General features: G+C 50.3%; 18 protein-coding genes. 1 reads left to right on the forward strand and 17 read right to left on the reverse strand.

The genetic code is table 11. From position 1 onward, the window contains the following. Positions 1-95: 95 nt before the first annotated feature. From NSS79_RS33945 to NSS79_RS33955, 3 genes are all read right to left on the reverse strand, one after another. Positions 96-326, reverse strand: a complete 231-nt coding sequence (locus tag NSS79_RS33945) for a cold-shock protein (RefSeq protein WP_038598212.1) — start codon at positions 324-326, stop codon at positions 96-98. Positions 327-528: 202 nt separating this feature from the next. Continuing rightward, a complete protein-coding gene (locus NSS79_RS33950) occupies positions 529-729 on the reverse strand; it encodes a cold-shock protein (protein ID WP_019914582.1) in 201 nt (66 codons plus the stop codon). 387 nt (positions 730-1,116) lie between these two features. Beyond that, positions 1,117-2,364 (reverse strand): trypsin-like peptidase domain-containing protein, encoded by a 1,248-nt coding sequence (locus NSS79_RS33955; protein WP_342437803.1) that lies wholly within the window; start codon positions 2,362-2,364, stop codon positions 1,117-1,119. A 376-nt stretch (positions 2,365-2,740) separates the two neighbouring features. Here NSS79_RS33955 and NSS79_RS33960 point away from each other — a divergent pair, with 376 nt between their 5' ends. Then, positions 2,741-2,947 carry a hypothetical protein gene (locus NSS79_RS33960; protein WP_342437804.1) on the forward strand — a complete coding sequence of 69 codons (207 nt, stop codon included), beginning with the start codon at positions 2,741-2,743 and terminating at the stop codon, positions 2,945-2,947. Here NSS79_RS33960 and NSS79_RS33965 read toward each other — a convergent pair. From NSS79_RS33965 to NSS79_RS34030, 14 genes are all read right to left on the reverse strand, one after another. Then, positions 2,916-3,722 carry an MBL fold metallo-hydrolase gene (locus NSS79_RS33965; protein ID WP_038598218.1) on the reverse strand — a complete coding sequence of 269 codons (807 nt, stop codon included), beginning with the start codon at positions 3,720-3,722 and terminating at the stop codon, positions 2,916-2,918. The genes NSS79_RS33960 and NSS79_RS33965 overlap by 32 nt on opposite strands. An 18-nt stretch (positions 3,723-3,740) precedes the next feature. Next, positions 3,741-4,484 carry a two-component system regulatory protein YycI gene (gene yycI / locus NSS79_RS33970; RefSeq protein WP_341380298.1) on the reverse strand — a complete coding sequence of 248 codons (744 nt, stop codon included), beginning with the start codon at positions 4,482-4,484 and terminating at the stop codon, positions 3,741-3,743. 143 nt (positions 4,485-4,627) lie between these two features. Beyond that, complete coding sequence (yycH, locus tag NSS79_RS33975) at positions 4,628-5,905, reverse strand: two-component system activity regulator YycH (protein ID WP_342437805.1); 1,278 nt, start codon at positions 5,903-5,905, stop codon at positions 4,628-4,630. Further along, positions 5,902-7,734, reverse strand: coding sequence for a cell wall metabolism sensor histidine kinase WalK (gene walK / locus NSS79_RS33980; RefSeq protein WP_038598224.1), 1,833 nt, complete (start codon positions 7,732-7,734; stop codon positions 5,902-5,904). Before walK ends, yycH begins: the two co-directional genes overlap by 4 nt. Further along, positions 7,734-8,465 (reverse strand): response regulator YycF, encoded by a 732-nt coding sequence (gene yycF, locus NSS79_RS33985; protein ID WP_342437806.1) that lies wholly within the window; start codon positions 8,463-8,465, stop codon positions 7,734-7,736. The genes walK and yycF overlap by 1 nt, the downstream gene beginning before the upstream one ends. A 182-nt stretch (positions 8,466-8,647) precedes the next feature. Beyond that, positions 8,648-10,201, reverse strand: coding sequence for a M23 family metallopeptidase (locus NSS79_RS33990; RefSeq protein WP_342437807.1), 1,554 nt, complete (start codon positions 10,199-10,201; stop codon positions 8,648-8,650). A 330-nt stretch (positions 10,202-10,531) separates the two neighbouring features. Continuing rightward, on the reverse strand, positions 10,532-11,176 hold the full coding sequence (locus NSS79_RS33995; RefSeq protein WP_342437808.1) for a hypothetical protein: 645 nt from the start codon (positions 11,174-11,176) through the stop codon (positions 10,532-10,534). A 176-nt stretch (positions 11,177-11,352) separates the two neighbouring features. Beyond that, entirely contained in the window at positions 11,353-12,639 is a 1,287-nt protein-coding gene (locus NSS79_RS34000; RefSeq protein ID WP_038598232.1) for an adenylosuccinate synthase, read from the reverse strand. A gap of 213 nt (positions 12,640-12,852) precedes the next feature. Beyond that, positions 12,853-14,214 (reverse strand): replicative DNA helicase, encoded by a 1,362-nt coding sequence (gene dnaB / locus NSS79_RS34005; RefSeq protein ID WP_038598234.1) that lies wholly within the window; start codon positions 14,212-14,214, stop codon positions 12,853-12,855. A 1-nt stretch (position 14,215) separates the two neighbouring features. Next, positions 14,216-14,662, reverse strand: a complete 447-nt coding sequence (gene rplI / locus NSS79_RS34010; RefSeq protein WP_038598236.1) for a 50S ribosomal protein L9 — start codon at positions 14,660-14,662, stop codon at positions 14,216-14,218. Further along, on the reverse strand, positions 14,659-16,665 hold the full coding sequence (locus NSS79_RS34015; protein WP_342437809.1) for a DHH family phosphoesterase: 2,007 nt from the start codon (positions 16,663-16,665) through the stop codon (positions 14,659-14,661). Before NSS79_RS34015 ends, rplI begins: the two co-directional genes overlap by 4 nt. An 11-nt stretch (positions 16,666-16,676) precedes the next feature. After that, positions 16,677-17,594, reverse strand: a complete 918-nt coding sequence (locus tag NSS79_RS34020) for a DUF2232 domain-containing protein (protein ID WP_038598241.1) — start codon at positions 17,592-17,594, stop codon at positions 16,677-16,679. A 6-nt stretch (positions 17,595-17,600) separates the two neighbouring features. After that, entirely contained in the window at positions 17,601-17,912 is a 312-nt protein-coding gene (locus NSS79_RS34025) for a MazG-like family protein (protein ID WP_036706324.1), read from the reverse strand. A 219-nt stretch (positions 17,913-18,131) separates the two neighbouring features. Beyond that, a complete protein-coding gene (locus tag NSS79_RS34030) occupies positions 18,132-18,557 on the reverse strand; it encodes a CBS domain-containing protein (RefSeq protein ID WP_342437810.1) in 426 nt (141 codons plus the stop codon). Between the last annotated feature and the right edge of the window lie 2 nt (positions 18,558-18,559).

Raw genomic sequence — 18,559 nt, forward strand, 5'->3', positions numbered from 1 at the left:
CAATATTACGTTCAGAAAGCAAAAAAAATAAGACGGTTTTACCGTCTTGTATTTGTTCGTCGTTCTATAGAAAGCTTGACTCATAAAGGCATTGGTTAGGTAATCGAAATACCCTTCTTCAGCGATTTGAGATCGCCATTAGAATTAAGCAATTGCGGCAGCATCTTCATGCTGCGAACCATTGGGGCATGACAGAGACGGCAAGAAGGCGCATGTTCAAATGCGAAATTATCCCTCATCCATCCGTTGCATCCATCATTGGTACAGGCCCAAATTGCGGTATTTTCTTCCGGTACTTCCTCTAAAGGCTTCTTCCGGTAGTTCATTGCCGTTCCTCCCTTCCTTTATGTTACAAGTTGAGAAACAAGTAAAAAAGCATCCAATTATATTCTTTCTAAGATGCTTACAAATCATTCATTTGCAGTTGCTCTACTTCAAGATCATGTTGTGGTTTCATGATGATATAGCAGTTGATCTTATAAAAAAAGACCGTCCCAACTTGCAAAAGCGGGGACGGTGCTTCTATTATTACAGTTTTACAACGTTTTCGGCTTGTGGTCCGCGGTTGCCTTGAACAACGTTGAATTCAACACGTTGGCCTTCGTCCAAAGTTTTGAAGCCGTCGCCAGTAATTGCGCTAAAGTGAACGAATACGTCGCTTCCGCCTTCAACTTCGATGAAACCGAATCCTTTTTCTGCGTTGAACCATTTAACTGTACCTGTTTGCATGTGTGTTACCTCCACAAATTTAAATTAATATGTTCTTTTTATCTTCAAACAAAGAAAAAATTCACACATTGAAAAAGGTTGTATTTGCATTGACAGCCCTTTTCAATACGAGAATTAGGTATCAAATGTATGATTAATCTCATGTTACCACACCAGAGTTACAAAGGCAAGCCAACATCCGAATATATCCGTATTTCCCCTTATAAGGTGTTGTTCCCAATGTAAGGGCTACCAGTCTTTATAAAAAGGGGGGTTTGCATCCATATTAAGTAATATACCCAGATGATGTGACTTCGAAACGGATGCCGTCCTTAATTTTATAATAAGGACGGCTGGGCCGTCTCGCTTAATTGACTGCCACATTATTATATACGGCTAATGCCGCTTTTATTCCTTTTGTTTTTCAAGAAGTTTCACCGTCACCTGTTTTACCTCTCCGTTGCGGTAATAAGTAATCTTCAGATCATCTCCGATTTTGGTGTGATCATACAGATACTTGCGCAGCGAAAGGGTCGATGTGATCGGTTCATTGTCAAACTTGGTAATCACATCATTGAACTGCAGTCCTGCATCCTTGGCCGGCCCTACCGCATCCAGCACAACTACTCCGTCTTTAACGGTGGTTGGCAGATTAAGCTCCTTGCGCTGGTCTTCTGCGAGCGGCACATAAGGGTTATTCAAATCTACAGAATACACTCCGAGATAAGAGCGGGCAATCTTCCCGTTAGCCTCAAGCTCACCCGCCGTTTCCATAACATGATTGGCCGGGATGGCAAAACCAAGTCCCTCCACGCCTGTATCGGAAATCTTCATTGTATTAATACCAATCACCTTGCCGTCCAGATCGACCAGCGCGCCTCCGCTGTTGCCCTCGTTAATTGCAGCATCGGTCTGAATGACTTCTTGTTCCCAGTCATAGACACCGTCCTGGTTCAGTGATACGGGAATGGTCCGTTCTGTGTAGCTGACAATCCCCGAGGTCAAGCTATCGCCGAGTCCCAGCGGATTGCCGATAGCAATGACTGTCTCCCCAAACCGCAGCTTGGAGGAATCACCAATCTGGGCGACTGTGGTAATGCCTTTGGCATCAATGGAGAGCACTGCGATATCACTTACTTTATCCGTACCCACAAGTGTTGCCTTGCGTGTCTCACCATCCACCGTAACCACTTCCAGCTTGCCGAAGCCCTCAATCACATGATTATTGGTAATAATAAAGGCCTTGTTATCGTCCTTCTTATAGATCACTCCCGAGCCAAGTGCCGACTCGTCGAGAATGTTGAGTTCCTTGTTATCTTCTTTATGATTAATTATGCTCACAACGGCCGGCCGGACAAGCGCCGCAGCCTGAACAATCCGTTCATACGGGTCACCGCTGCTTGCAGTCACCTTCTCGATCACTTTCGGCTGCTCCGCCTTCTCCTGTGTCAACTGGCCTGTAGCCAGACTGAACAGAAGCACTGCAACCACCGCACTGATCACTGAGCTAATGACAGACACCTGCCAAGTTGCCAGGCTCCGCCGTGATTTGCGGGCAGACCAATTCCGGCTCGTTAAGACCTTAGGGGGTTCTTGCCCTCTGCCTTCGCGCCGCGGTACCTTGGTTGAATAAAAATCATCATCAAACAGTCCCACCGTTACATCCTCTCCCCTCTATTGCCACTGCATCCATAACCTGAACGCCAAGCAACCACGCCCGAGCTTTCCGCTTTATCTCTTAGACTCCTGAAAGCTCTAAAAGGTTTCACTTCATTCATTCACCACAAATGTGTGTGTTATAAGCGCAAGGGGTCTCCTATTCTTGCAACATATTAAAAAAGGATAAGCTTCAATCCGGAATATTTTTCAACTTAAAAGACTACAATAATAGAAGTACTATTTAAACTCAGGCTTAATTCTGCTCTTTATGATTGTATCACAGGCAGGGCTGGCACCCACGTTTTTTCTGACGTAAAAACCCTACAAATTTTTTACAGATCAGCTTTCATTTAGCTCAGAAGGAGGAATAGATATGGAATCTTTTTCAACAAGTATGGATCTGGTGCAATTTATCGGCAAACTCGGTGACCTGAAGGATGAATACTATCATCTGATCCTGGTTCAAAGTGCCATGATCGAGCTGCTGATTGATAAAGGGCTTTTCTCACGCCAAGAGTTGGAACGTAAAATTACGGAAGTAGACCAGCTTATGACTGGCTCACCTTATCCCATGGCGTAGGCTGGTCATAATAGGTATCGCACAATCTGAACTCACTGTCTCTGAAAAAGCAGCCCCGGTCTTCCATTGCCCCGCGCACCGACATTTTGGCCAAATCCATCATATTGTGATCCCGGCTTAAGTGAGCCAGATAGGTCCGTTTGGTCCGTCCGGTAAGAATCTCGCTTAGTGCCGCTCCCGCCGCCTCATTGGAGAGATGGCCTAAATCGCCAAGAATCCGCCGTTTCGTATTCCACGGATAACGCCCCATTCTCAGCATCTCTATATCGTGGTTGGCCTCCAGTACCAGCACATCCGAATCGGCAATCGCCGTCCGCACTTTATCACTGACATACCCAAGATCCGTAGCAACACAAAGCTTCTCCTTGCCGTCATAAAAATTGTACCCTACCGGTTCAGCCGCATCATGGGAGATTGCAAATGACTCTACCCGCAGACTGCCGAAATCCCTGTGCTGTCCGGTCTCCATAATAATCCGGTTATGCTCGGCAATAGTGCCGATCCCCTTCTCAATCGCCCCCCAGGTATTGGAGTTGGCGTAGATCGGAAGATCGTATTTGCGGGCCATGGCTCCAAGTCCCTTGATATGGTCCGAGTGCTCATGCGTAACCAGTATTCCGTCTATCTCCTTGCCTGTCATCTCACGCATCGCGAGCAGCTCGTCGATCCGTTTGGCGCTGAGGCCCGCGTCGATCATAAGCGCCGTTTCCCCGTTTCGCACCACTGTTACGTTGCCGGTAGAACCGCTGGACAGTACCGTAAATGAAATCCCCATATCTCTCTCCTGCTCCTTCTACTCTGTTGTCTTCGGACTGATGATGTCCGCACTGATGGCATCGACGTAATAGGCGTTGCCGTTCTCCAGCATAAAGCGCCACATTGGTGAAGCCACCTGGCTTTCAGAGTTGAACAATTCCCCATAATAGCCAAGCTCAATCTCTTTAACTACCGAATCCGCCGGAAAATATTTCTCAATCAGGCTGCTGAGTGCCTGTGAGGCCGGAAGCACCTTCTGGATATCTTCGTCACTGTTTGTAGCTCCGATTTCAATCTTCGGCCAACGGTAAGCCACAATTTTTTGATCGCTGTTGATCAGCTCAAGCCGCACTCTGAACAAAGACCATTTATGGTCGACCAGTGGATGAAGTACAAATTTGCCGACCTCGCTCTCCTGAGAATCAAAGCGATAATTGGCGATGTCTGTGATCTGGTCTGCCAGTGAACTGCTCAGTTCGGCAAATGATGAATAAATCAGCTTGCTGTCTATCGGCACCTTCAGTTCAACCGGTTCCTCATTCTGCTCTTCCCCGGAGTAGCGGTAAGTGATATCGGGCAGCTGCGGAGTGGCAGCCGGAATGGGACACAACACACGAATCCCCTTCTGTTCCATCACCGCCTGCGTTTCTGCGGACAGGGAAGTGAAATCCAGATTGGCACTGGCCTGATCGCGCAAGTCCATCCAGAGCTGATAACAAAGCAGCAGATTCAATACCAGAAAGGCGTAAATCAGCACATTTTTGGCTCTTCCCCAGTCCATACCGCTCCTCCTTAAAGTTTTGTGAGCATTAACTTCGTTGATTCCGCTTCGAACAAAACTAGCTTCGGAAGCATTCGCTTCGTTTGTGAGCATTCACTTCATTGATTCTGCTTCGTCGTGTGAATTCCCGTGCGTCTATTACTCTAGTTCAGTGTAAGGAAAGTACCGTCACGGAGCGTTACCCGCCATACCGGCAGGAGCTTCAGCTTCTCCCCGTTTAATGAAGCAACATAGGCCGGGGTCAAATCCTTCACAGGCGAAGCTTCGCTGAATTGGGCCAGCTTAGCCCGCAGCTCATCGCCACCGGGAAGCTCCACGACCTGTTTAACGGCTTTTCCCTCTTCCGTATACATCAGCGATCGCTCATAGGAGGATACTGTGCCCTGCTGCAGCTCAAGGTTAATGACGCCATACTGCAGCTTCGGCTTGCTCATAATCGGATAAGAACCGTAGTACTGCTGGAAGGAAACGGTCCGCTCCTGGTTGCCTTCCTCCGTTGATGCCAGACGGTATGTACCGTTCCATCCGCCATGCTGATTGACAAAATCCACCGCTTCCAGGGCATCCTTCGCAGGTGTACTTTCACCCGCAGGAAGTGCAGCCGGATCGCTATAGCTCATCCAGTTCTGTTCCTGATCAACCTGCAGGCTGCGTTTGCTGTCTGTATAAATCTTTGAGCCATCCTTCTCTGGAATATATCTGGTACTCCCGGCATCAAAGAATAGATTGTTCTGCATTTGTTCAATGGTGTACATGCCGGAGGGGATTTCCACCTCAACCAGCGATATTTTTTCTTCCGGCACATAATAATCGCCATTCACTGCGGTATATGGCGTCCAATTCATACCGAAATCCACATGCTGCTGCACGTCCTGAACGGTCAAATCGGCCTTAGCCGCTTCATATACGATATCGCCTCTGGTGCTGAAAAAGACGGCATGTGCCTTGGAATCATTTTTAATATTGTAAATCCAGATCCGGTCAATGCTTTCTCCCTGGAACAGCGAATCGGGAGCAAGCTGCATTACCCGCTGCAGCAAGGTTACCGGAATGCCGGCACCGAAGGACAGCTCAATGCCCGAATTCTCACTGCGGATCTTGTCCCAATCGAAATCCTGCACCGAGCGCCGCTGAAAGCTCTCAAACCCGCGTCCTTTCAGCCGGTTCATGATCAGGTCATAGAAGGTGGAGCCGGGATAAAACAGCGTATGCTTGTCCTCCCCCATATGAATGATCATTTTATCAGGGTAGAGCAGATTCTCTACTTTTTCTTCGGGCCCCATATTATCTGTCTTCACATACAAGTTCTCTGACATCACCGCTGAGTCGCTCCCCGGCAGCCGGTAGATCAGATAATAGCTCTCTACAAGACTTCCGCAAACGAGCAGGGCAAGTATCCATGACTTGATTGTTTCCTTCACAATACACTCCCCCTTTGCTCTTTCAGAGGCAGTGTGAAGGTTACCAGCGAGCCTTCATTAAGCTCTGACTGCAGGGAAATTGACCCGCCATGCGCTTTGACAATTTCCCGGGCAATGGACAGCCCGAGTCCAGTGCCGCCCATATTGCGCGAGCGGGCTTTATCAACCCGGTAAAAACGTTCAAAAATCCGTTCGATATCCTTCTTGGGAATCCCAATCCCGGAATCACGTACAGAAACGGCCAGCATTCCATCTTCGGTTTTGAGTGCCTCCAATTGAATGGTTCCGCCTTCCGGCGTATATTTCAGCGCATTGGAGACCAAATTGCCCAGCACCTGATCAATTTGATCACGGTCCAGCCAGGCCGTGGCGACTTCCTTGCGCACTCTTGTGCTGATATGAATTCGTTTCTGGCGAATCTGGAAGGAGAAGCGGTCCGCCACATCCTCCAGCATCTCGGAGATATCCGTCTGCTGAATGCGCAGGCTCGATTCCCTCGAATCCAGCCGCGAGAGATGCAGCAGATCCGTAACAAGCCGGATCATCCGTTCTGTCTCATTGCGGATGACTCCGACAAACCGCGCAGCAAGCTGCGGATCATCGAGCGCCCCATCATCAAGCGCTTCAACATAGCTCTTGATCGTCGTCAGTGGAGTCCGCAGCTCATGCGAGACATTCGCCACGAACTCCCGCCGCGATTCTTCCAGATTCTCCTGCTCGGTAACATCCTGCAGCACCGCAATGGTTCCGGCAATCCCTCCGCCTTCACGGCGGTGAATCGGGGTGAAGGTCACCCGGACGATATTGGGATCGCCTCCGCCCATTGGCGAGAGATGAAGCATCGCTGATTGGGCGTTGCCTTGCGCCAGCGACCCCGACTGCTCATGATCGAGACCGAGCAGCTCATCGAGCGGTGCCCCTTCCGGAAGCGGGCCTTCTGCTCCCAGCATATCTGCTGCCCGGGTATTCATCAGAATCACCACGCCGCTTTCATCAGTAGCAACCACGCCGTCACTCATATTGGTCAGGATGGAAGCAAGCTTCTCCTTCTCCTCTTCATTCTGCGACAGCGCTTCGCGGAGCCTTCCTGTCATATAGTTGAACGCCTGACTGAGCTGCCCAATTTCATCATTGCCGAACACAGGCATCTTACGGTTGAACCGGCCCTCAGCAACCGCTGTGGCATGCCGGGTCATCTCCTTGATAGGATGGGTGATCGTATGGGCGAGAATGACACACAGAACGGCCGTCAGGGCGAGCGCCAGCAGCAGACCGGAGAGGAACACGCTGTTAATCCGGCTCATCGTGGCGTATAAATCTTTCATATCGGCAGCAATATAAATCGCGCCTACCACTTTGTCGCCGGAGAGAACCGGCTTGGCGACCACCTTCTTGCGCACATTATCATCGGCGATGATATATTCCTCATTATCGCTGATGCCTTGCAGGGCGCGGCTGACCACGGTTTGTGTGTTCCGCTGCCCGACATAATCATTTTGCGAAGGGACAGATGTCGTAATAATTTTACCGCTCGCATCCAGTACCTGAATTTCAGCTCCGCTGATATACAGATTATTGACCATTCCGCGCAGACTCTCGACCGCAGTCTCTTCACCGGCTGTTCCGGCTTCGCTGCCCAGTTTATCTGCCGTAAGGATCGACAACATTTCTGCCCGCGCCTTTAAATCTTTGGTGAAGTTATCAGTCAGTGAATTCTTCATCGAGCTGACAAAATATACACCAATCAGCTGCATCGCGATCAGAATCAGCAGCACGTAAATAATGATAAGCTTGGCCTGAATCGTCCGGAAAAAGGACCGCCCTTTCATCACAGCCCCCCGCTTTTGGGGCTATGCATCAAATAACCGAGTCCGCGCCGGGTGAAGATATATTCCGGCTTGCTGGGATTCTCCTCAATTTTTTCTCTCAGCCGGCGGATCGTGACATCCACGGTCCGCACATCCCCGAAGTATTCGAAGCCCCATACCGCCTGCAGCAGATGCTCCCGGGTCATTACTTTGCCGGCGTGGCGAATCATATAATAGAGCAGCTCATACTCACGATGTGTTAAATCGAGCGGCTCTCCGTCTTTATAAACCATGTACATGTCGGTATCAACGAACAGGCCGAAATGATTGACGCCCTGTTTGCCCTCCGCTCTTTCACTAAGCATATCGGACGGCGATGGCTTATGCTGGCGCCTCATTTGAGCTTTGACTCTGGCCAGCAGCTCGCGCGTGCTGAAAGGCTTGGTCACATAATCATCCGCACCCAATTCCAGACCCAGCACTTTGTCGATCTCACCGTCTTTGGCTGTCAGCATAATGATCGGGATGTCCAAATGCGCTGAGCGCACTTCGCGGCAGACATCCATGCCATCCTTACCGGGAAGCATCAGATCAAGCAGCATCAGATCGGGCCGTCTGGACAGAGCTAGCTCCACAGCACTGTTGCCGTCAAAGGCACAGATTACCTCATAGCCCTCTTTTTCGAGATTAAACTTTAATATATCAGCAATAGGCTGTTCATCGTCTACTACCAGAATCGTTCCCATCTGCATATGCTCAGCTTCACCTTTCTAAGCGTACTAATCACTCATTCTCTTATTTTAACATACCTGCACTGGCGTCACATCCTACGAAGTGGGGATAGAAATGTACTTTCATCCAGTTCATCAATATATTTTTAGCTTTAAAAGATAAAGCCGCCCGAAAAATCGGACGGCTGATTATAACCTATGGATTATTTCAGATATCTCAGCGGATTGACCGCTGTGCCGTTCTTGCGGATCTCAAAATGCAGATGGGTACCGGTTGAACGCCCCGTGTTGCCCATAACACCAATGCTGGCTCCCTGCTCCAGCCGCTGGCCGACAGAAACTGAGATGCTTCTCAGATGGCCGTAGTAGGTCACATATCCATTTTTGTGATCCACAATGACCACATTGCCGTAGCCGCTCTGTACACCTGCAAAAGTAACCGTCCCGGCATCCGCAGCTGTGATGGTCCGGTTGCCGGATACGAGATCGACTCCTTTATGGCTTCGTCCCCAGCGCTGGCCAAAGCTGCTGGAGAGGCTTGCCCCGCTGACCGGCCAGGCGAACATGCCTGTTCCTTCGCCGACCACCTTCGTGCCGCGATAGACCACCTCAGGCAAGGAAGCCTTCAGAACCGCCTGGCCCATCCATTCTTCCTTCACTACGAGGCCGTTTTCCTTGGTCACCCGGTACTGCATCTGTTTCACGCCGGTCTGTCCTGCCCGGACAACCTTGCTCTTGCCTGCTGCCAGCTCATCGCTCTTGCGGACAATCACTTCCGGTTCAGTGACAAGCTGCTCCGATACCTGCTCCACGGTCACTACAGTAAGCTCTGGCTGTGGTACGGTCAATTGCAGCTCGTCTCCAATTTGCAGGGTCAGCTCTTTCACCGACGGATTGTTGCGGAAAATATCAGCCTGCGTAATCTCAAAACGTTTGGCAATCCCAGAAACGGTATCGCCTTCCTGAACCGCATAAACAAGCGGCTCCTCTTTCCCTTCGGTGAGCACCTCAACCGCTTCCTCGACGCTCAGTACCTGGGTGGGGTCCGCCTTAACAGGAACCACGGCAACGTCCTCCTGAATGGCAACCGATTCTACCTTGTCTGCATTTGCCGGTGCAGCCGCCTTCGCGGAACGCGTAGCTGCTGTCCTCTTGAGCTGGGCGCCCGTTGAAACCGCGGCAGCCGGAACGTAGTGTTCTTTCACGCCCTGCAGGACGGCATTCGCTGTCTCCTGATCTTTGACAATCCCCACAGCTTTGCCATCCACCGTCAGCTGCACACCCACTGCATAAGCTTTAAGCATGCCATCCAGCTTGTCCAGCGTAGCCGCACTGTCTATCTCCGGTTTATACGCTTTTTCCGCCTCTGTCGTAATGCCGCTTGTTTGCAGCACCATCACTGAATCGGGATACTTGAGCTGATATTCCTGCTGCTTCTCTTCGAACAGCCGGTCCAGCTCCGTTTCCTCACTGATCTTTCCGATTTCCTCACCCTTAACCAGCACCTTATAATAGGTTACCGTGTTCGCGGTCACATATTTCTTCTCTGCCCCGATTAAAAAGGTCGCCAGAAGCACCAGACCGGCAGAAGCTGCTATCCAGGACCGCCGGAATCTCCGAGGTTTGGTTTCTTGATAAAAGACGTTAGTTTCGCTAGAGGCAGAACTGCCCTTTTGACTTTCTGCGCTGAATTCTGCGGATGTCTCTGCTTTGTCCCGCAGTTTCCCCATCCCGCGCATGAACTTAAATCCTTTCATGAAACTCTCCCTTTCAGTCCGCTTAGAAGCGGCCAACCTTGTTATTCGACCCCTTTTATATATGCTGCTGCATCTATTTACTATGTGCGTTAGTGTACCTGCATTTCGTTTCCGTCCCAAAATATAAGCATAAAGTATGAGGTAAAATTCGTACTTTTCTTATATTTAAAAAGGTTACAAAAAATTAACCCCTTATAGTCCTTTTTTACTGTACCATAGACGGCAGAAAAATTTCAACTTTACCCCAAAGACAAAACCCGTGATAATCGCGGGTTTCTTCCATGATTTTGACATTTTAACATCAATAACGTGTCCAAAAAATGACAATTTTTAGTTTGTGGTACCCTCAGTTGAATTGGGTGTAAGCATTTTCATTAATGTGTCATATTCATCAGGATTTACATACTTGGCAATGACTTGCTGCAGTTCCTTCACTTCATTCTCCGTCAACCCATCCTCCATCGCCGTTGAGATTTTCTGCATCTCCTCCTGCGGAAGTTTGGTCATCAGGATATTGAAAATATTGGATTTCTCATCCACGGGCAAACTGTCCTTGAGCTCACCCATCGCTTCCGGTGTCATCACCAGCTGCTGGTCCAGTGCACTGTCACTTTGTTCTTCCTCTCCGGAAGCCTCTCCCATTACAGCCAAAGCATCCTCAGGCACCTTTTCCTCCACGGACTTCTCCGTTTTTTGTTCTGGTGTGTCCACCGTTTCACTTTTACTGTCTTTCTTTGCACCGGGAGCATCTTTAACATCCTCAGCTACATTTTTGGCGTTATCTGTGGCTCCCATTCCCGTGAGGCTCTTGATAAAACCGCCGATTCCCGGTGACGGCCCCTCCAGCTTTATATCAAAACTGGCTAACACCGACTGTATATACGTATTGACGACGAATGCCGTGGTCAGAACCGAAAGTGCGCTGGCCAGTACGACAATCAGGCAGACTCCAAGTGCACGTCTTACTATCTTCATCTTCATCACTCCCTTGCGCCCTGTTCATATTCAATCTCCGGAGGATCAGTGCGTTATTGCTTTCATCCTCCCAGTATTGACTAGAACCGGCTCCGGGAAACCAAAATATTACATAATTGTTGAAGCGCAAAAAAAAAAAGAGACCCATATAGGGCCCCTTTACTCACAGGAATTACTTAGATATAGATAGGCAGAACCTGATTGGTCTGCTCACGGTTGCGTCCTACGGAGAAGATGGCAATCGGAATACCTGTAAGCTCCGATACCCGCTCCACATATCTGCGTGTATTAGCCGGCAGATCCTCCAGTGTCTTCGCTCCGGTGATGTCTTCGCTCCAGCCTGGAAGCTCCTCATAGACGGCTTCGCATTCAGCCAGCATTTTGAGGCTGGCCGGATAGTGAGTAATCACCTCGCCGCGGAATTTATAGCCGGTGCAAATCTTCACCGTCTCAAGGCCGCTAAGCACATCCAGCGAGTTGAGCGACAGACCGGTAATTCCGCTGACCCGGCGGGCATGACGGACAACGACACTGTCGAACCAGCCCACACGGCGTGCACGTCCGGTTACAGTACCATATTCATGGCCTGTTTCACGGATGTAATCACCCGTAGCATCGTTCAGCTCAGTAGGGAACGGACCATCGCCAACACGGGTAGTGTAGGCCTTGGCAACCCCGATAACTTGCTTGATCTTCGAAGGGCCCACGCCAGAGCCGATACACACACCGCCAGCCGAAGGGTTTGACGATGTAACAAACGGATAAGTCCCTTGATCGATATCCAGCATTACACCTTGGGCACCTTCAAACAGTACTCTGGAATCAGCATCTATAGCATCATTCAGAACCACTGAAGTATCCGTCACATAACCGCGAAGCACTTCTGCATACTCCAGATATTTGACCAGAATTTCTTCCACGTTCAAGGCTTCCGCTCCATATACCTGGGTAATGACCTGATTCTTTTCCTCCATTAATTGGCGCAGTCTCAGCTCAAATTCCTCGGCATCCATCAGATCGGCGATCCGGATTCCGTTGCGTGCCGCTTTATCCATATACGCCGGGCCAATTCCCTTGCGTGTAGTACCGATTTTGTTCGGGCCTTTACGGTCTTCTTCCAAGGCATCAAGCAGCATATGATATGGCATAATGACATGGGCACGATCACTGATCACCAGATTTTTGGTGTCAAATCCGTTCTCATGAATATAATTAATTTCTTGGATCAGGGCTTCCGGATTAATAACCATTCCGTTACCGATTACACAAGTCTTTTCTTTATAAAATACACCTGATGGAATCAAGCTCAGCTTGAATTTCTTTCCGTCAATCAGAATCGTGTGACCGGCATTGTTACCCCCCTGATACCGGGCGACCACATCTGCGCTCTCTGCCAGAAAATCCGTGATCTTCCCTTTGCCTTCGTCTCCCCATTGTGTTCCCACGACGACTACCGTTGACATATTCATTCCTCCGTAGGTGCAAGCTAGCACCATTATTTTTCATAATATGGGCTCTGTACAGCGTTCTTATGTACGCAGCCCTCCGGACGCCAAAGCAGTTTTAACCCGCTAAAGCACAATAACCAGTGTAACAGCGGTACTTTTTAAAGTCAAATAAAAACGAACGATCGCACAAGGAAATGTGCAATCGTTCGGGAATTGTGAATAAATGATCTACCCTGCAAAAGGTTCAGAGTGTGCCCGCTCGTAGTTGACGAACTTGTTGAAATTTTTCAGGAACACAAGCTCTACAGTGCCGACAGGGCCGTTACGCTGTTTGGCAATAATAATTTCAATGATATTTTTCTTTTCGGTATCCTGGTTATAGTAGTCATCACGATACAGGAAGGCTACGATATCAGCATCCTGCTCGATGGAACCGGATTCCCGAAGGTCACTCATCATCGGACGCTTGTCCTGCCGCTGCTCCACACCCCGGCTGAGCTGGGAAAGGGCAATGACCGGAACATCAAGCTCACGGGCAATCTGCTTCAGGGTACGGGAAATCTCGGAGACCTCCTGCTGACGGTTCTCCCCGCCCTTGCCGCGGCCCTGAATCAGCTGCAAGTAGTCGATGACGATCATGCCGAGGCCTTTTTCCTTCTTGAGCCTGCGGCATTTCGCCCGGATATCTGTAACCGTGATCCCGGGAGTATCATCAATATAGATTTCTGCTTCCGATAAGGACTGAATCCCCATCGTAAGCTTCGACCAATCATCATCACTTTTGAAATCACCGGTACGCATAATGTTGGCATCGAGGTTGGCTTCCGCGCAGATCATACGCTGTACCAGCTGCGGCGCCGACATTTCCAGACTGAAGATGGCTACGGTCTCTTTGGCACGGACCGCTACATTCTGGGCAATATTCAGTGCGAATGCCGTCTTCCCTACCGATGGACGGGCCGCTACAATAATCAGGTCATTGCGCTGGAAGCCGTTGGTCATATGATCAAGGTCGGCAAAGCCGGTGGGGATCCCGGAGGTGCCCCCCTTATTCTGATGAAGCAGCTCCACGCGGTCGAAGACCTGCATGAGCACATCGCGGATGGCGATGAAGCCGCTGCCGCTCCGGCGGTTGGAGATCTCCAGAATCCGCCGCTCGGCATCGCTCAGCATATCAGCGACATCCTCACCGCCGGTGTACCCTTCACTGACGATCTGCGTCGCTGTACGGATCAGCCGCCGCAGCATCGCCTTCTCCTCAATGATCTGCGCATAATATTCCACGTTGGCCGCAGTCGGCACTGCATGCGCCAGCTTAGCCAAATAGCTGACACCGCCGATATCCTCAAGCTGTCCCTTGTCCTGCAGTCTGGACGTCAGCGTAACCAGATCAATCGGCTGGCTCTCTTCTCCGAGCTGCACCATCGCCTCAAAAATCATTTGATGCGGTTTATCGTAGAAGTCTTCGGTATTCACCCGCTCCATCGCGGTAACCAGCGCTTCATCCTGCAGCAGAACAGCACCGATTACAGCCTGCTCTGCCTCCAGGTTCTGCGGGGGAATCCGATCGAAAAAGAGATCTCCACCCATCTTACTCCTCCGTTACCTGAACCGTAAGGTTAGCCTTTACTTCAGTATGCAGCTTCACACTTACCTGAAACGTACCTACATGGCGAATGGGATCACTCAGCTCAATTTTACGCTTGTCGATTACGATCCCTTGTGTTTCCACCAAAGTTTCGGCAATCTGCTTGCTTGTAATAGCGCCGAAGAGACGGCCGCCTTCACCCGATTTTGCTTTCAGGGTCAGCGTCAGCTCGTCCAGCTTCTTACCCAGCTGCTGCGCTTCCTCTTTCTCCTGGTCCTTGCGGCGCTGCTCGGCGGCTGCCTGATTCTCCAGAGTTTTCACATTGCCGTCTGTGGCCGGGCGTACCAAGCCGCGCGGCAGCAGGAAGTTCGCTGCATAGCCTTCCGATACCTCTTTCACTTGCCCCTTCTTGCCTTGACCTTTAACATCCTTTATAAAAATGACCTTCATTCGAATAGCCCCTCTTTCGCTTCAATTTCAGCCAGAACTTCCATTAGTCTGGCTTCTGCTTGCTTGCATGTTCCCTCGAGCTGCACCGCTGCGTTGGACAAATGCCCTCCGCCGCCGAGCTTCTCCATGACCACCTGCACATTCATTCGTCCGAGTGACCGGGCACTGATGCCGATGAGGCCGTCAGGCCGCTCACTGATCACGAATGAAGCCACCACATTCGTCATTCCAAGCAGCGTATCCGCTGTCTGGGCAATTAAGAGCTGTGGAATTTTCATTCCCGGTGAGGTTACAACGAGTGCAATATGATCATACACCATCCGGGCATGTTTGATAATTTCCGCTTTGGAAATGTACTCCTGCAAATCCTCTTTCAGCATACGCTGGATAAGGATCGTGTCCGCACCGATCCGCCGCAGAAACCCTGCCGCTTCAAAGGTTCGCGAGCCGGTATGCAACGCGAAATGCTTCGTGTCGACCGTAATTCCCGCGAGCAGCATGGTAGCCTCCAGCGGACTGAGCTTAATCTTGTCATGAATGTACTGCAGCAGCTCTGTTACCAGCTCGCAGGTGGAGGAGGCATAGGGCTCCAGATAGACCAGCACCGCATCATTAATGAACTCCTCACCCCGGCGATGATGGTCAACAACAACAATGCGGCTGGCGTACTGCACGAGACGCGGCTCCATCGTCATGGAGGCCTTGTGAGTATCCACGACAATCAGCAGCGTATGTTCAGTCATCATCTGGAGTGCCTGCTCTGTAGTAACAAAGGTTTTGTACAGCTCATCATCGCGGCGGATCTGCTCCATCATCCTAGTGATGGACGGATTAGGCGTCTCCATCACGATGTTAGCTTCCACATTGTACATCTGTGCCGCCTTAAGCAGCCCAATAGCGGCCCCTACGGCATCGATATCGGGGACCCGGTGACCCATAATCAGCACTCTGTCGCTCTCCTGCATCAGGTCACGCAGCGCATGCGCAATGACCCGCGCCCGGACTCTCGTGCGCTTCTCCGCCGCATTGCTCTTGCCTCCATAGAAGGAGAGCCTCTGGCCCGCCTTAACAGCTGCCTGATCCCCGCCGCGGCCCAGCGCCATGTCCAGACTGGATTGCGCCAGCGCTCCGAGCTCACTGGCGGACTCTGAACCATAGGCAAGGCCTATGCTCAGCGTCATCGGCACCTTGAGGTCGGCCGTCATTTCGCGCACTTCGTCGAGTACAACGAACCGGCTCTCTTCCAGCGCCTGCAGGCTGCGGTGATTCAGCAGCATCAGGTAGCGCTCTGAGGACAACCGCCGCAGGTATACTTCAAACTGCTTGCTCCACTCCGTAATCTCACTGGCTACCTTGGCGATCAGCGAAGTGCGCTGCTGATCATCCATGCCTTGGGCTGCTTCATCCAGATTGTCCATCATCACAATACCGATGGCCAGCTTCTCTTCTTCATACCTTTCCCGCAGAACCACAAGCTCGGTAATGTCATACAAATAGAGCAGACGCTCGCTGGGTATAGCCACAGCCTGATAATACCGGTCATCCACTGAAATTTCCTGTCTGATGTCCTTGAGCACGCCCTCTTTGGCCGGGTCCCGCTTGACCGGCACATTTCCCGTCAGAGAGGACATCACCTCAGGCAGCAGCTCCTGCAGCGCTTCGCCTACCAGGGACTTCCGGGAAAAGATATCCCCGGCGTTGCGGTTGTTCCACTCCACCGTGCGGTCTTCGCTATACAGGATAATGCCGAGCGGAAGCATGCTGACCGCTTCACCTTCCACCCGCTTGATGCGGAAAGAAAGCCCGTTGATATATTCCACCAGGTTGCGCCGGAATGAGATCTCCGCTTGCAGCATGGAGAAACACAAAGTGCCGGCCAGAAACAGGCTGGCAATCCCCAGGGCCCAGTTATAGATACTGACGACTATAATAAGGACCAGCAGCAGCAGGAACGCCCATACGGTATGATAGCCGTGCCAGCGTCTTTGCAGAAATTTAGGCATGAGCTCTCACCCTATCGTTTCGATTTCTTCACTAGCTCTCGCAGTGGGAACGCCATATCGATAATACCGATAATCCATAATCCCGGCAGCCAAATAACCGGCAGTGCCAGCAGTATCGCCACAATCTTGCTCCATTTTCGCTCATAGACCACGAAGAACAGGAATCCGATCGTCTGGATTTTAAATACAATTTGCAGCAATGGCAGCAGATTGGCCGAGATCATCAGCATAAAGCTGTTGTCTGAATTGCCAAACAGCAGGTTAATTACGACTCCCAGCAGATAGTACCAGATAAATGATCTTGAAAGTCTCCATTCACGCGCAGGCTTCAGCTTGGGAACCGCATATTCCATGCTGTTAAGGATGGGGCGGACAATGGAGTGGGTGATTACAGCCATCATAAATGAGCTCAGAATCAGCGTCATAGGAATAACCTGTATGGTCATATGACTGATTGTATTTACATCCTCAGATGTAAGATTGAACTCGGTCATCAGCGGATTGCCCGTGCCCAGATCAGAGAGCGGGGACGTAACCATCTGCATCATATCATTGACATAACTGGAGAGATCAAAATTGAACAGCGCCGTACCGATCACCAGCAGCAGCAGAAACTCGCCTAAAATCGTAACGGTTCCCGCAAGGATGGTGGACAGCGCCGAAGCGCGTTTCTTGTACCATCGTCCCATAACTATTGCCGGGATTAAGAAATAGAGCGCTAACACTACGTAAACAGGCGTAATCAGGCCTACAATCAGCAGTACTGGCAGTAGATGTACAATAAACTGTTTAGTACTCAGAGTAGTGAATAGCACTACAGCCGGAATAATCAAGAAAAGGGTAGTGATAATGAGCAGCGGGGTTGATAAGGATAGCAGCAGCAGCAAGTAGACGATGCTCCATGCCACAGATGTCCAGCGAAATTTCAACAGTATTCACCTCTTACGCATATGTTCTTCTAACGCAGATATATCCTGGTACCATTCTTCAAGCTGATGCCCTTCCTGCCTGTGCTTTCTAAGCTTTTCGATTAATAAATCATCCAGCTCTCGATAGGGAATACCCAGTCTGCGCCCCAGAATATATGAGCTCATAATCAGGCTGGCCAGACTGTCGCCCACACGGGCCGTGCTGCCTTCCCACAATGCCTTGAACAGCCTTGAGACTTGATCAATTACTTCGGTTTTTAACCACTCAATTACCTTGGCGCGTTTGGCCACATCCAAATCCTTCGGCACATTGGGCATGTCTCTTAACCTCCGGCAAAAAGCATTATTCTCCATTATAGCATAAATATTTCCCAGCCACACGGGACGTCACCCCCCCGGAAAGAGCCCTGTTTGTCTTCAGACAATAGGCCCCGTTAACACTGCTTCTACGGGCTACCCCTCTTCAAAAAAGGCCCGCATTCCGTTTGTTGCCGGAAATACAGGCCTTACTGCAATTGCATCTGATGCATCAATAAATTATAACGATTCCTGCGATTGCCGCGAAACAACCTTCTCACAATATTCAATAATTTGACTCCGGCGGACAATACCGATAAATCGGTTCATATCGTCGACCACCGGCACAAAGTTCTGCACCTTGGCCAGATTAATCAAATCCTCCATATCGGCGTTGATCGATACCGGCAGATTGTTCATCCGCAGCGGCACATCTTTAAGCAAATATTTTGAAGCATTTTCAAACGTAACCGCCCCGCCCGAGTCCTTCATGTACCAGAGCAAATCGCCTTCTGTTACGGTTCCGGCATATTCCCCGTTCCGGTTCAGGATCGGTACAGCAGTATAGCGGTGAAATTCCATCCGTTCCAGAGTCTGCCGCAGTGTTGAATCCAGTGTCACGCACGCGACCTCCTGCTTCGGAAGTAAAAAAAACGCAATATTCATCT

Origin of the sequence: Paenibacillus sp. FSL L8-0436, assembly GCF_038593025.1 — a bacterium.
Lineage (GTDB): Bacteria > Bacillota > Bacilli > Paenibacillales > Paenibacillaceae > Paenibacillus_AQ.